The organism is Streptomyces sp. NBC_01306 (genome assembly GCF_026340465.1).
GTDB lineage: Bacteria > Actinomycetota > Actinomycetes > Streptomycetales > Streptomycetaceae > Streptomyces.
In genome coordinates this window covers 4,705,550-4,718,864 of sequence record NZ_JAPEPC010000001.1, presented here as the reverse complement: position 1 = coordinate 4,718,864, position 13,315 = coordinate 4,705,550, and the positions used below count along the sequence as shown (strand labels likewise).

The 13,315-nt window shown below is 68.1% G+C and carries 16 protein-coding genes and 1 pseudogene; 6 read left to right on the top strand and 11 right to left on the bottom strand.

What is annotated here, in order from left to right; translation table 11 throughout:
• Positions 1-78: 78 nt before the first annotated feature.
• Both OG385_RS20795 and OG385_RS20790 read right to left on the bottom strand, forming a co-directional pair.
• Positions 79-741 carry a hypothetical protein gene (locus tag OG385_RS20795; protein WP_266861036.1) on the bottom strand — a complete coding sequence of 221 codons (663 nt, stop codon included), beginning with the start codon at positions 739-741 and terminating at the stop codon, positions 79-81.
• A 409-nt stretch (positions 742-1,150) separates the two neighbouring features.
• On the bottom strand, positions 1,151-2,143 hold the full coding sequence (locus OG385_RS20790) for a LysR family transcriptional regulator (RefSeq protein ID WP_266856495.1): 993 nt from the start codon (positions 2,141-2,143) through the stop codon (positions 1,151-1,153).
• An 84-nt stretch (positions 2,144-2,227) separates the two neighbouring features.
• Here OG385_RS20790 and OG385_RS20785 point away from each other — a divergent pair, with 84 nt between their 5' ends.
• Positions 2,228-3,604 carry an MFS transporter gene (locus OG385_RS20785; RefSeq protein WP_266856493.1) on the top strand — a complete coding sequence of 459 codons (1,377 nt, stop codon included), beginning with the start codon at positions 2,228-2,230 and terminating at the stop codon, positions 3,602-3,604.
• A gap of 222 nt (positions 3,605-3,826) precedes the next feature.
• Positions 3,827-4,960 (top strand): NAD(P)/FAD-dependent oxidoreductase, encoded by a 1,134-nt coding sequence (locus OG385_RS20780; protein WP_266856491.1) that lies wholly within the window; start codon positions 3,827-3,829, stop codon positions 4,958-4,960.
• Between the two features lie 66 nt (positions 4,961-5,026).
• Here the strand turns inward: OG385_RS20780 and OG385_RS20775 are convergent, their stop codons facing one another.
• The 7 genes and pseudogenes from OG385_RS20775 to OG385_RS20750 form a co-directional block, all read right to left on the bottom strand.
• Positions 5,027-6,052, bottom strand: a complete 1,026-nt coding sequence (locus OG385_RS20775) for a phosphotransferase family protein (RefSeq protein ID WP_266856490.1) — start codon at positions 6,050-6,052, stop codon at positions 5,027-5,029.
• A gap of 178 nt (positions 6,053-6,230) precedes the next feature.
• Positions 6,231-6,734, bottom strand: coding sequence for a DinB family protein (locus tag OG385_RS20770; protein ID WP_323183815.1), 504 nt, complete (start codon positions 6,732-6,734; stop codon positions 6,231-6,233).
• A 13-nt stretch (positions 6,735-6,747) separates the two neighbouring features.
• Positions 6,748-7,011, bottom strand: a pseudogene (locus OG385_RS37385) (IS982 family transposase); the annotation flags it as partial.
• A 56-nt stretch (positions 7,012-7,067) separates the two neighbouring features.
• On the bottom strand, positions 7,068-7,652 hold the full coding sequence (locus tag OG385_RS20765; protein WP_266856489.1) for a Uma2 family endonuclease: 585 nt from the start codon (positions 7,650-7,652) through the stop codon (positions 7,068-7,070).
• 56 nt (positions 7,653-7,708) lie between these two features.
• The gene (locus OG385_RS20760) at positions 7,709-8,629 is read right to left on the bottom strand and encodes a helix-turn-helix domain-containing protein (protein ID WP_266856488.1); all 921 of its coding nucleotides are present in this window, start codon (positions 8,627-8,629) and stop codon (positions 7,709-7,711) included.
• A gap of 345 nt (positions 8,630-8,974) precedes the next feature.
• Positions 8,975-9,178: a DUF397 domain-containing protein gene (locus OG385_RS20755; protein ID WP_266856487.1), complete on the bottom strand. Its 204-nt coding sequence runs from the start codon at positions 9,176-9,178 to the stop codon at positions 8,975-8,977.
• Positions 9,154-9,996, bottom strand: a complete 843-nt coding sequence (locus OG385_RS20750) for a helix-turn-helix transcriptional regulator (RefSeq protein WP_266856486.1) — start codon at positions 9,994-9,996, stop codon at positions 9,154-9,156. Before OG385_RS20750 ends, OG385_RS20755 begins: the two co-directional genes overlap by 25 nt.
• 113 nt (positions 9,997-10,109) lie before the next feature.
• Here OG385_RS20750 and OG385_RS20745 point away from each other — a divergent pair, with 113 nt between their 5' ends.
• From OG385_RS20745 to OG385_RS20730, 4 genes are all read left to right on the top strand, one after another.
• Positions 10,110-10,337 carry a hypothetical protein gene (locus tag OG385_RS20745; protein ID WP_266856485.1) on the top strand — a complete coding sequence of 76 codons (228 nt, stop codon included), beginning with the start codon at positions 10,110-10,112 and terminating at the stop codon, positions 10,335-10,337.
• A complete protein-coding gene (locus tag OG385_RS20740) occupies positions 10,334-10,480 on the top strand; it encodes a hypothetical protein (protein WP_266856484.1) in 147 nt (48 codons plus the stop codon). The genes OG385_RS20745 and OG385_RS20740 overlap by 4 nt, the downstream gene beginning before the upstream one ends.
• 157 nt (positions 10,481-10,637) lie before the next feature.
• Positions 10,638-11,060 carry a hypothetical protein gene (locus OG385_RS20735; protein ID WP_266856482.1) on the top strand — a complete coding sequence of 141 codons (423 nt, stop codon included), beginning with the start codon at positions 10,638-10,640 and terminating at the stop codon, positions 11,058-11,060.
• A 26-nt stretch (positions 11,061-11,086) separates the two neighbouring features.
• Positions 11,087-11,551: a hypothetical protein gene (locus OG385_RS20730; RefSeq protein ID WP_266856481.1), complete on the top strand. Its 465-nt coding sequence runs from the start codon at positions 11,087-11,089 to the stop codon at positions 11,549-11,551.
• A gap of 20 nt (positions 11,552-11,571) precedes the next feature.
• Here OG385_RS20730 and OG385_RS20725 read toward each other — a convergent pair whose 3' ends face one another.
• Positions 11,572-12,645 (bottom strand): hypothetical protein, encoded by a 1,074-nt coding sequence (locus OG385_RS20725; protein ID WP_266861033.1) that lies wholly within the window; start codon positions 12,643-12,645, stop codon positions 11,572-11,574.
• Entirely contained in the window at positions 12,645-13,301 is a 657-nt protein-coding gene (locus tag OG385_RS20720; protein ID WP_266856480.1) for a hypothetical protein, read from the bottom strand. Before OG385_RS20720 ends, OG385_RS20725 begins: the two co-directional genes overlap by 1 nt.
• Between the last annotated feature and the right edge of the window lie 14 nt (positions 13,302-13,315).

The following is a 13,315-nucleotide window of genomic DNA, read 5'->3' as shown; positions in this document are numbered from 1 at the left end:
GGAGGCGGGGGCTGGCTTCGTCGGCCGGGTGGGCCTCTTGGCTTGTACGGCCCTCGGTCCTCGGGCTGTTCTCATTGCTTACGGTGCGCTCTCTGGGGATGCGGACTGCTCGGATCCGGTCGGCGCGGTCGCGCTGCCCGAAGGGGCCGGTGCGGACGGCGACGACGTGTGACCGCCACCGGACGGCGGACCGGACACCACGGGCGCCGGATCCGTGGAGCCGCCCCCGGGGCCCCGGACGGGTGGCGCAGGCTTGCCGGACTTGCCTGACTTACCCGACTTTCCTGACTTGGCGCCCTTGTTGGGCGGGGCGCTTCGGGCACCGGGGGGCGTGGGCGTGACCCGTACCCCGTGGGCGACGACGGTGACCGGTTTTGGCGCCCCGGTGGACGCCACGTCCACCGGTACGGGTGCGGGCGTCACGCCCGGACCGCCCTGCCCCGGCGCCGGGGATGCCACAGATCCGGCCGGGATCCTGACGGTGTCCGCCTTCTTCCCGGCGGAGGGCCCGGGGATCAGCAGCCAGGGGGCGGCGGAATCCCCGCCGACGACGGCGAACACCAGCAGCACCGCGTAGGAGGCACAGGCGAAGGCGAGAAACCAGCCGATACGGCGGTACTTACGGCCCCGGCGGCCACTGGCGTCCACGAAGACGGGACTGTCGGTGACCGAGGGCACGTCCCCACCGTCCGGCACCGCACGCACCTCGCCCGCTTCAGACACTCCACCCGTCTCAGGCACCTGGCGCACCTCACGCACCTCACGCCCCTGACCGACGCGGGTCGGCGGACCAGGAACGGGGACGGGGACGGGGACGAGGTCGGCGCCGGGCCCGGAGCCCGAGCTGCGGTCACCGGCGCCGGGCCCGGGACCGGCGCCGGGTCCGGGTCCGGGTCCGGGTCCGGGCAACTCCCGCCCCAGCCCATCGAGTTGAACCGTCACATCATGCGGTTCATGCATCCGCCCGAAACGGGCGCCTTCTCGCCATTTTTCCACCGCTGTCCACACATCCCCCCAAGGTCGATTCACTGCGCGTCATTGACCGGACGGATACCGCCGGGCCGAGTCCCCACCCAGGCCCGAGCGCCCCCTACGCTGCTCGTCCGGTGGGCGAATCTAGCGCAGCTTCAAGCCACTTCAGGACGCTTGTTCACAGTTGCTCATATCGGCCCCTGATCTGCCCGCACATCGCCATGTCCACGGCAGGGAGCCAGGCCCCAGCAGGCATGTCCAGCCAGCCATGAGAGGCCACACCCTCGTCGATCGCCTGATGAAGTGCACTGAGTCCCGGGTGTCGCAAGGATTTTCGCCATACGAGCGAGATCGGTGACAGCGGTACGGGCTCGACCAGAGGACGCAGCACCATGCCGGGAACCCCGATGAACACCGTGCTCGCCAGCACCGACCAGCGGCGTTTGCGAATCACACGCGCGAACTCCTCCTCCCCGTCGATCTCCGGGAAGGACTCCGCCAGCGCGATCCCCCGCCCGGCGAACAACCGTGCTGCCAGATCGGTCCACTCCGCGGTGGCTGGATTTCCCGCCGCGGCATAGAGCGTCTCCCCCGCCAGCGCGTCCAGCGGAACCTCGTCGAGGCCGGCGAGACGGTGCTCTTCGGGCAGCAGGACGGCCATCCGTTCGAACCGGACCGGTCGATGGCCGAGCAGATCGAGCACCTCGGGAGCGAGCCCGGCGATCCGGCCGGCCGAGACATCGAGGCGGCCCGCCACGATCTCCGCCGCTCCCCCCGTCAGACCACTGTGGAACCGCGCCACGAACTCGACATCGGGCGCGATCTCCCGGGCCCGCGCCAGCAACCGCGAGGCCGTGCTGACCGGGGATCCCACATCCACCAGCAGGGGGCGCTCGTCATGCGTCCAGGCCGCCGCCAGCTCGTCGTACGCGGCGAGCACCCGCCGGGCGTACGGCAGCAGCCGCACGCCGTCAGCCGTGAGCGAGACCTGCCGGGTGGTCCGTACGAACAGCTCGGCCCCCAACTCCCGCTCCACCCGCCGCACATCCCGGCTCAGCGCCTGCTGCGCCACATAGAGACGGGCGGCAGCGCGGGTGAAATGCAGATCCTCCGCGACGGCGACAAAGGCACGCAGCAGACGGGGGTCGATATCCGGGAGGCGCTGAGGCATCCGCCGAACTTACAACGGAACTGCGTCAATCGGCCCCGAACAGGTGTTGGACCACATCAGGGCGAGCCCGAGAACCTGACACGCATGGAGCCGGAACACACCCGCGCAGACCCCCGAACGGCCAACCCCAACCCCACCACCAGCAGCACCACGAGCACCACGAGCACCACGAGCACCACCAGCACTATGAGCAACAGCCCCAGCCCCACCACCACGGAGCCTCCCCCCACCCCCCGCACCGCGGGCGGCGGAGCCCTCGCCCCGTACCGCCGGCTGCTGGCCACCCCCGGCGCCCGCGCCTTCACCGCGGGCAATCTGCTCGCCCGGCTCCCCATGGGGATGTTCAGCGTCAGCGCCGTGATCATGATCGCCGGGTCGCGCGGCTCGTACGGGCTCGCCGGGTCCGTCACCGCCACCGGTCTCGCCGCCACAGCGGTCGTCGGCCCGTGGACGGCGCGCCTGGTCGACCGTTACGGCCAGGCCAGGATCGCCGTACCCGCCACGCTGCTCGCGGCGCTCGGCTCGCTGGCCCTGCTGCTCTGCGTACGGTACGAGGCCCCCGACTGGACGCTGTTCGCCGCCTACGCGGCCACCGCCACCACCCCCAACACCGGCGGGATGTCCCGGGCGCGCTGGTCGCATCTGCACCGCGGCGACCCGGACACCCTGCACACCGCCAACTCCTTCGAACAGGCGGTGGACGAGCTCTGCTTCATGCTCGGCCCGGTGGTGGCGGCGTTCCTCTGCTCGTCGCTCTTCCCGGAGGCGGGCACCCTGGTGGGAGCGGTACTCCTGGTCACCGGCGTACTGATCTTCGCCGCCCAACGTGCCACGGAACCGCCCCCGGCACCCCGTACGACCACGACGCGCTCACCGCTCCGTGCCCCCGGATTCCCGTCCCTGATCGCGGTCTTCCTCGCGGCCGGCGTGGTCTTCGGCGCGATGGAGGTGACCACGATCGCCTTCGCCGACGCGCAGGGCCACCGTTCGGCGGCGGGCGCGGTCCTCGCACTCCAGGCAGCCGGCTCATGCATCACGGGCCTGCTGTACGGATCGGCGCGCCCGGCACGCAACGTAAGGCGGCGCCTGCTCGGCTGCCTGGCCGCCATGACCGTACTGATGACGGGCCCACTCATCGCGGCATCGGCGACCGGCTCGCTGCTCGCCCTGTCGGCCGCCCTGCTCCTGGCGGGCGCGGCCACCGCACCGACGATGGTCACCGGTATGGCGGTGGTGCAACGCATCACCCCGCAGGGCCAGTTGAACGAAGGAATGACCCTGACTGTCACGGCACTGCTGGGCGGCATAGCAACGGGCTCGGCAACGGCGGGCTGGGTAGTGGAACGCCTGAGCCCCACCACCGGCTACACGATCCCCACATCGGCGGCAGCCATCGCCCTGCTGCTGTGCGCGGCCACGCACCGGGGCGGGCCCCGGACCGCGGAATCCGGGGGCGAGTAGCTGAAGAAGGCGACCCGGGCGCCGGGAACCGGCACTGACCTGCGCTGTCGGAACATGCCGGGCCTGTCGAGGGCTGTCGAGGGCTGTCGAGGCCTGTCGGCCATCTGTCAGGCGGCATCGAGGGCTGTCGGCCGGATGTCGGAAGCGTGTCGGTGGGGTCCGGCACTGTTCCAGAGACAGCCGGCCGGAAGTCACCGGGCGGCCCGATCCGAAGGAGCCACCATGCGCACCCCCGTCACGATCATCGGCGCCGGACTTGGCGGCCTCACGCTGGCCCGCGTCCTGCACACCCACGACATCCCGGTCGAAGTCTACGAGGCAGAGGCCTCGCCGGAGGCACGGGCGCAGGGCGGGATGCTCGACATCCACGACTACAACGGGCAGCTCGCCCTCGAAGCGGCCGGTCTGATGGAGGAGTTCCGCGCCATCGTCCTGGAGGGCCGCCAGGCGATACGTGCTCTGGGCCAGGACGGCGCCGTCCTGTTCGAGAAGGCCGACGACGGCACGGGCGGCCGACCGGAAGCCCAGCGCGCGGACCTGCGGCGGATGCTGCTCGACGCGCTCCCGGAAGGCACCGTCCGGTGGGGCCGCAAGGTCACCGGCGCGCGGAACCTCGGCGGCGGCCGCCACGAGGTGACCTTCGCCGACGGGAGCACCGTCACCACGAGTCTGCTGGTCGGCGCGGACGGCGCCTGGTCGCGGGTCCGCCCGCTGCTGTCGGAGTCGATGCCCGAGTACGCCGGCACGTCGTTCGTCGAGACCTACCTGTACGACGCCGACAGGCGGCACCCGGCCGTCGCGGAGGCGGTCGGCGGCGGCGCGATGTTCGCCCCCGCCCCGGGGAAGGTGATCCACGCCCACCGCGAACGCGGCGACACCCTGCACGCCTATGTGGAGCTCACCAGGCCGCTGGAGTGGTTCGACGGCATCGACTTCGCCGATCCGGCCGCGGCCGCCACCCGCGTCGCGGCGGAGTTCGACGGCTGGGCGCCCCAGCTCACCGCACTGATCACCGACACGGACACCCCGCCGGTCCTGCGCCCGCACTACGCCCTGCCCGACAGGCACCAGTGGGACCGGACGCCCGGAGTGACTCTGGTCGGCGACGCCGCCCACCTGCTGGCTCCCGACGGCGAAGGGGCCAACAGGGCCATGTACGACGGCGCCGAACTCGCCAATGCGCTCGCCGCCAACCCGGACGACGTAGAGGCCGGCCTCGCCGAATACGAGCAGGCCATGTTCACCCGCATGAGCCAGGCCGGCGAGGAGACGTCCCTGCACCTTGAGGAAATGTTCGGCGACGGCGTCGCTGAAAGCCTTCTCGCTCTGGACCCCGAACACCAGCAGGACCACTGAGCAGACTCCGCCGTCGTACGTCCCCGGACTCGACTCGCAGGCAACAAGGCATCCAGACAGCAAAGTTCAGCAGTCACCCGAGGGCAGGAAGGCAAGCGCCTGCTGGAGATTGTGCTCGGCGATGCCCATCATCGCGTCGCGGTCGGGGAAGTCCCCGTCCAGGAGCCGCAGAGGTCCGGCGACGAGTGACAGTCGCATCGCCAAGGTGTAGAAGGCAAGCCGCTGTTCATCGAGACCCCGGCTGTCGAACCATCGGTAGTGCTCCCGGAAACGGATGCGCAGGAACGCGTGCTCCCATTCGACGTCGAAGAACATCAGGCCCTCGATGTCAATGAGGACGGGCTGCCCGAGCCGGTCCACGAGCACGTGGTCAGGTCCGAGTTCGCCATGGATGAGCCCGTACTCCGAGCGTGGACGCACGGCGGCGGCCAGCCCGCGAACCTCTTCCTCCAGGTGCCGGCGGACGCGTCCGATCCGGCTGTCGCGCGAGGCGGCCTCGGCGAGGTCGTCGAGCGCGCGGTCGAGGACGCCCTGCTCACACGACCGGCCCCGGGAAACGCCGCCGCCGTCGATCAGGGCGACCTTGCCGAACCCCGGCCCTGTGTGCCGCCGCATCACGCCGAGCGTCTCGGCGAGCGCCGCCAAGGTCGCCTCCATACGGTGCGGTTCGCGGTGGAGGAGCGCCTCAAGGTTCTCACCGGGAACGTCCTCGACGACCGCGATGTCCGCCGGATAGTGGCTCCTGCTCCGATCCGCCAGAAGAATCCGGGGCGTGCGGATCCCGAGGGCGTCGAGACGCCTGTTGGCAGCCTGGAACAGATCGATGCCGGAGGCGTGCGAAAACGGGTCCGTATGGTCGTCGGCAGTGTGGCTGTCGGCGTCACCGGGATCCGTGGTGGGCCAGAAGTTCTCGGCGTCGTCCCAGATATAGACGATCGCAGTGAAGTCGTCGTCGAAGGTGAGGCGGTACACGCCCTTCTTGCTGCCACCGCGGAGCCGTGCCACGCCGGCGAGGCGGCGTCCGTCCCCCAGAGCCGCGCGCGCGACACCTTCCAGGTGATCACGGGTGACCACCTTGCGTGTTACGTCCACGACCTGCGTACCCCTCTCTTCGCCCGCACAGACCCACTCTGACAGCGTGCCCGGCTCGCCCGCGTGTTCTTGGAACCGGTCTCTGGATGATCGATTCAAGGGGCTTGGTGGTCGCAGGCGGTCAGGGCTCGGATGATCGATTGGCCGGTGCGATCGCACCTGATTTACCGCACCCGCATCACCGCCCGACCGAACCGTCGATCTGCTCGCGCAGGATGTCCGCGTGACCGGCGTGCCGGGCGGTCTCCTCGATCATGTGGACCAGCACCCAGCGCATCGACGGCGCCGGGGTCTCGCGCAGCGAGCGGGCACCGGGGCGGTCCAAGTCGGTACAGGCGAGGACGACCTCGTTGGCCCGGGCGACCGCCTCGCGATAGGCGTCTGCCAAGTCCGAGGCGGTGTCGTCGGCGGACACCGTACCCTCGTCCTCCCACTGCTCGCGGTCGGCGCCGGCGTAGGCCCAGACGAACCAGTTGAGCTCAACGGCCGTCAGGTGCTTGAGCAGTTGGAGCAGGCTTGTCCCGGAAGGGACGCCGGCCGTGCGGACCGCCGGCTCCGGGACACCGGCCGCCTTCACGAGCACGGACTCGCGCAGGTAGTCCAGGAAGGTCAGCAGGGTGGTCTTCTCGTCGACGTTCAGGCCGGGGGGTCGAAGATCGGTGCGGGGCTTCATAGTTGTCATGGCGGAACCGTAGCTGCAGCCTCTTCTTGTAGCCGGGCTGCTTCGGCAGGTACGGGAACAGGCGTCGCAGATACGCTCGGGCATGGCGCAGCCACCGAGCTTCGGAGGTGTAGCCGAGCATTGGCCGCATCATCGGAAGCGGCACCAATTCGGCATCGCCGAGCTGTGGCGCCATGCCGGCCACCGGCCGCCACGGGGCGAGCTGCGGCGAACCCTTCAGCAAGTCGTCGGTCTTGACGTAAAGCGCGGTCGCGAGGGAGTCCATGTCTGGCGTCACAAACCTGGCTGTGGGCTCCCGCGTCTCACGCGCAGCCAACCATTGGAATCGATCATCTAGCGGGGGCCGTACCGGGAGAGCCCACCGGTGCCGAGATCTCCGCCGAGCTCTGCGGGCAGCGGTACCGGCTCGCCGTACAGACCATGGACGCCCCCCTGGTACGTGTCCGCACGGGGCCGGGTGAACAGCGACCACGTCCCCGTACGCGGATCGATCTGCAGCAACCGCGCGACACCTGCGGCGGCGTACCACGCGGTCTTCTCGTTGATGCCCTTGAGCCGTTCACTCGGGGAGATGACCTCCACCGCCAGCTCGACAGCGTCCGCGTCCAGCAGCCACTCGTCGGCGTCCTTGAACGCGCGCGGGCCGATGGTCAGATCCGGCGTCGCGTAGTCGTCGGGGTCATCGGCCATCGGAACAGACACATTCTCGAACGCTTCATTCACGGCGGCCAGACCGGGCCTGATCGCGTCCCGAAGATCGATGACGATCCCCGCGCGCTTGCCGCTGGGGCTCGGGGGCATCACGAGAGTCCCCCCGATGATCTCGACTCGCATGCCTGTGGCCTGCTCGATGCTCTCGGCGGCCTCACGCAGATGCCCCCGGCGAACGGGGATGGAGGGGTGGACCTGACCTGCCAAGGTGTCTCCTCCTTGCATGCGGAGCTCATGCGGTATTCCTCGCTTTAGGGCAGCCGTCAGGCCGCGGCACGGGCTGTCGCACGGGCTGCCGGACGGCAGTCGGCGCACAGCTCGGCCGGGTCATGGGTGCGGTGTGCGCGTTCGCAGCCGTCGCAGGTGTGGAGCGGGGCGAGGGTGTGCCGCGCGGGGCCGGCCGGAAGCGGTGGGGGGAGAAGCGTGGCGAGGCGGTGTTCCAGGAATCGGGCCGGGTGCCGGATGGGCTCGGGCTCGCGTGGCAGGTTCGCGGTGAGAGTGCGCGTGACCTGGGCGGGCGCGGCATCGCGGGCGAACCAGTCCTCAACGGCCGGGGCGAGGCGCTGGATGTCACGGGCGGAGAGAAGGAGCCTGGGGTCGGCAGCCCGAAGCCGGGCCAGAAGATCGGCGGCGGGCCCGGTCGCGGGCGGCGGCGGAAGTGACGGCGGGGAGGGCGACGGCGGGGACGGCGGGGACGGCGACGGCGGCCGGGGCTGTACGGGGGCGACGGGACGCCGCACCGAATCGGTGGCGGGCAGCCGACGACCGGCCCGCGCGACGACCGACGGGGCGAGGTCCTGAGCCGGGTGCGAGTCCGGCTCAGATACGCACCCCGGCTTGTCATAGGCGAAGGTACGAGTAGCGACCCGCCCACCACCCAACGGGACCCGTCGACGCTCCAAGTAACCAGCCCTCTCAAGCTCGTTGAGCGCTCTACGGATGGTCGTCTCGCCCTCCGGGAAGCGCAAGGTCAGCGCCTTGGCGGTGACGGAGGCGCCATCGGGGAGCGACAGGATGTGCAGGGCAAGGCCCATCGCGGTCGCGGAGAGACGCGGATGCTGGGCGAGGTGGTTGCCGATCACCGTGAACCGGTCGGTATGACGGTGACGTACGTGGAGGACTCCGGCACGCGGAACGCCCTCGGGGAGCGCGGACATGCCAGCGCTAAACTGCGGATCAGCCATCGGGAAGCTCTTTCTTCCAGGGTGGTCAGGCCCTCGGCCAGGATTGCCGTCCTGTCGGGGGCCGTCTGTTTTCGGTTGTGGTGGTGAGTACGCGGCGGTGCGTAGGTAATGGTCCGTACGTAACGGCACCGCTGCGGCCGACCGTACCGCACCGATCCGACAACCGACTGCGCCATCACCCGTACGTGTGACGGGGGCAGTTGGGCGGTGGGGTTGGGTAGTTGGTTCTCTCCCGTTGCTTTAAAAAGGAGCGCGCCCGACCGGGACGCGGAATCCCGGGCCCCGGCGCCGACCTGCGCGAACGCGGGCTTACAGCAACGGACTTGGCGAGTCGCAACCTGCTACTCAATCCCGACGTACGCCGTCTATGAACGCGGTCCAGGCAGCCCCCGGAAAGACCAACGAACGGCCGGTGGGGTTCTTGCTGTCCCGGACGGGGACAACACCCGATATGCCATCGGCGACCTCCAGGCAATCGCCGCCGGCAGCGTTGCTGTAGCTGCTCTTGCGCCACTGCGCGCTCGTCAAGGCTTCTCGGATGACGCGCATGAGTCGTGCTCCTCCATGGCCGATCGGATCAACTGAGCTGACGCTGCCGGGGACAGGGCATTGGCTTGCAGCCGATCGTAAAGGACGGCCCTCCGCATGACCTCGTCCGCGTCCTCGACAAGGCGCCCGAAGATGATTCCCTCTTCATAACCCACTTCGCGCCCATCCGGCAGGGTCAGGAGCGTGAACGAGCCTCCCATGGCAGCGGGGTCCGTAGCCCCGAAGGGAAGCACTTGCACATGGATGCGCGGCCTCTCCCCTAAATCCAGCAGACGCGCCAGCTGGTCTCGCATGACCATCCTGCTGCCAACCACGCGATACAGAACAGCCTCGTCCAGGACTATCCACACCCAGGGAGAATCAGTGCGCTCAAGGACAGCCTGGCGGGCGAGCCTGGCCCTGACCTTCTCCTCCGGATCCCCGTCGTCATAAATCTGTCCTGCGTGCAGTACCGCTCGCGCATACGCCTCCGTCTGCGCCAGGCCCGGGATGATCTGCGAGAACTTACGCATCATCTTGGACTTGGCCTCATAGGTCACAAACGTCTGCACCCAGTCGGGGAACGGGGTCCGTCTGACATGGACCCACAGATCAACCAGATCGCCATCCGCGCCCAGCAACGCGTCCAGCTTCCTGTTGACGTCCTCCGGCGGGGTTTCGTTACCCAGCTCGAACTGCGCGATCCGGCTGTGCGCGATGGGAATCCTGTCGCCGAGTTCCCGCTGCGTCCAACCGGCACACGTACGGAGCTTGCGCAGCTTCGTCCCGTACAACGCGGCGAGTGATGCGGACGGGTCGAGTTCCTTCGGCGCAGGCACAGTCGCTCCCGTTTTCGTTCCAGCGCTCCGAAAACCGCTACCCCTGGTGACCGAAGCTCTACACACCGATGCTTTGAGTGAAAGGTACAGGCAGAGGGAAAGGCACGACGGTCATGGGAACGGCGCATCACAGCAAGGCAGTTGCACAGCTACGCGACGCGGAGTCGGCCCGGGACGAACTGCGCGAAGCGCTGACGGCGGCGGACGTCCTCCTGCCATCGCTGGGGCTCGACCCGGTCTCGCTCGCCAGCGACTATCTGCCACCTCTCGTGGAACTCGGACGGTGCAACCCCGATGTGGCCCGGCGTCTGGCGGAAGTCCTGCGGCGGCGTGCCACATGACCAGCGTGCCCGAGCAACAGGAAGAGGAGTTACGGAAGGAAGAGAAGGAGAAGAAGGAGGAATCCGCCGCGCAGCGCCGCCGCGAGGAACTGCTCGCCAGGGTCCGTGAGGCGAACAAGCAGAGCCGCTTCCGCCCCCGATAGCCCGACGATGGACAACACGGCCATTCAGCGCAGCCAACCATAAAGACGAGCACGAGGGTTCGCAGAGAAAGGCGTGCCACCACCAGACACCCCGCCCGGAAGCCCCATGATCTCCCCCGCTACTCTGCATCGTTCATCACCACAGGGGGAGGGCCTCATGGCCATACGTAAGGCGACCATCCAAGAGCAGATCAACGCGGCCATCGCTCAGGCCAACCCGACCGACCGCCCGCACGTCTCCATCCAGGCCATCGCGGGCCCGAACCCGGTACTGATGAGCTTGCTGGGCGTCATCGGCCAGTCGTTCCTCACGTACTACTTCGTCACCGTGACCGACCAGGCCGTCCTGATCCACAAGGCCAGCCGCATGAGCAACCGCCCACACGAGATCGTCCACGCCCTCCAGCCGGCCGAGGCCATGAGTGCGGTCAGCAACATCAAGCGCGGCTCCCTGTGGAGCTCGTTCCGCCTCCAACTGCCGGGCCAGCCCAAGCCCACCAAGATGAACGTGCACCGCATCTGGCGCCCGGAGATGGACCACCTACTGGGAATGCTGACGGGCTACCGGCCGGCAGCATGATGGCGCCCGGAACGGGATCCCGCCTCATGAGCGCAAGTTGCTGCCTCTTCGGGACCGTCATCCTCGCGACCGGATGCGTGGGCGGTGGCTCCGGAGGCAGGCATCAGCCGACGACGAACGCGTCGCCAGCCCACCGGGAAACCAGTGCTGCGCAGTTGCGAGCGGCAGCGGTGAAGGCTCTGCCGCCGCCGACGGATTCTGAGCGCCCGATCGAAAGCAACTGGCTGCGCGTCACGGCATCAGAGGTGCTCGTTCCCATCCCTGCCACCACCGCGAAGAGAGTGAAATTCGTCGTGGCCTGCGGAGGCGAGGGAAGCTTCGACGTGCTACGGACAACCAAGAGGCCACACGCGGGCGACATCCCCACGGTGGAATGCGGAGGGAAGCCAGCAGAATTCAGCTTCCAGGGAGGCGACCTGACGGGGCTCGCTCTGCGGCCGTACGGAAAGACCTCGGCGGTGGCCGCCTACAGCTTCACCCGGCAACAGTAGCGAGGCACCCCTGCCGCGAGTCAGCGATTGACGGACTGGATCTCCTGGACATTCATGTCCTGCGTGGACTCGAAGGTCCCGTCCGGGAGATCCCCGTTCGCCCCGCCGGACCCCGTCCACGAGATCTGCCACGTCACCGATGCCTTCAGCTGATACGGCTTGCCGTCGGTCGCCCGCAGGTACGTGATGCCGCACGGGGGTGTCTTTTCCGCGTCCCCCTTGCTGTAGGGGGCGCCGATAGTGCCGTCGTCGTTGATGGCGCACTCGCCGGATGCGGGGTACGTCTCCGCGTCCGGCGTACCGGCCTCCAGGTGGAGACTGACCGGCTTGGCCGTTGTCTCGGCCCACAGATTCGTATGCGGCAATTCAGCGCGGACCTTGACGTCCTGGAACCTGCCCTTGTCCGACCACACCCAAGTCGGCAGATTCACCGTGGATTTGGTGGCCGGCTTGAGTTCGAACTTCGTGTCCGGGACGTTGATCCGGTCGTAGGCGTAGGCAGCGAGAACGTCAGGCGTAGGGGCGTGCTTGTCGTCGGGGACTGTATTGGCTTCCTGCCAAAACAGGTTGCGTTCACAGGACCAGGACTCCGGGTCATCTTTCAGGTCCTTGTTCATGACTCCACGCCAGAACATCCCGCTCTTACCCAGGTTGTAGTTCTTATAGCTCGGCAAACCAGCACCCGCCGACTTGTCCTTCTCATAGCTGCTCACCATCAAGTCTTCACCCCAACTGAGCGTCGGGGTGACATGCACCAGATCCCCACCCTTCTTAAGCCGGTCCACAGCCGACTTCAACTGCTCGGGGGTTGCGACAGGCTCGTACCAGCACGCCGGGGGCTTCCAATTGGGGTCAACAGGTGTGAGGGCCTTGGGCCTATTGCCACCGAAACCTCCGCTCACCTGGCTGACCTTGATGCTGCTGGCACCGGCTGCCGCAGTGAGGGTGTTGCCTGAGGCATCCCCGGTCGGGCCATCAGCAGGGGGATGCTTGTGGTGATCACCCTCCCCGATCGCCAAGGCCGTCGACGCGCAGAAGGTGAGAGTAAGCACCGAGGCGGGGACACAGACAAGGGCCTTCATAACCAACCGCATCAGCGACATCCGCCGGCGATGGTGTCCACATAGACCGTCTTCCATACGCCTTGGCCACTCTTTTGCAGCTTGGCACGGTATTGAAGTACGGAATCAGCCTCGTCCGGGGTGTGCACCACCTTGTGGGTCTTGCGATTCTTCGTGGATGACTTCCGCTCGTCGACGCAGAAGAAGAGCGCGGCTGAACCGGTATCGCTGATAGCTGCCTTGGGAGTGAAGACCCGGATTGCACCGGTCAAGCTGTTGTCGTCGTCGACGAAGCTCTTGATCCACTTGTGCGCTGACGTCAGGGACTCACCGGAATTGTAGAACGTAACCGCATCCAAGTTTGAATCTGCGGCGATAATCGCGGCGTACTCGGACTTCAGCTCCTCCCGCCCGTCATTCAAGATGGCTTGAAGCTTCGGGTCACTGTTCGTCCAGCCCTCGAATTCCACCTGGAAGTCACTCGGGAACGTGATCACCGGTCGCTTGGCCCCACCGGGCGCCGCCGAAGTCGCATCACCGGCCGGAGCCGACGCCTTCCCGGTCCCGTCATCAGCCCCCTTGATCTTGCCCGAGGTCGAGTCACTACCGCCCCCCGAGCCGCAGGCAGCCAGCAACAGAGCAGCGGACACGGTGAGCGCGGCTGTCACGAGCCGGGTCGGGCGGTTCACGCGAGGACTCCCAG